Genomic DNA, 264 nt, shown 5'->3' with positions numbered 1-264 from the left:
AATCTTCCAATCCACGACACTGGATATTACTGTGACTGAAGGCTCTGCAATTGTGACAATTGAAGATATTACTCCTATCGGTCCGACTGGAGCTACTGGCGAAACTGGAGTTACCGGACCGACTGGAACTACTGGCGAAACTGGAGTTACCGGACCAACTGGAACTACCGGCCCAACTGGACCTACCGGCGAAACTGGAGCTACCGGACCGACTGGAACTACCGGCCCAACTGGACCTACTGGCGAAACTGGAGCTACCGGACC

General features: G+C 53.8%; 1 protein-coding gene. It reads left to right on the top strand.

Translation table 11 applies throughout. The annotated features are described in order from the left end of the window. Window positions 1-31: 31 nt before the first annotated feature. The coding region (locus tag GT1_RS21990; RefSeq protein ID WP_223226451.1) for a hypothetical protein at window positions 32-264 on the top strand (233 nt) is incomplete at its 3' end.

It is taken from the genome of Sporomusa sp. GT1 (genome assembly GCF_014634905.1).
Classification (GTDB): Bacteria; Bacillota; Negativicutes; order Sporomusales; family Sporomusaceae; genus Sporomusa; species Sporomusa sphaeroides.
The sequence above is the reverse complement of the archived record's forward strand: the minus strand, read 5'-3'. Positions and strand labels throughout refer to the sequence as shown.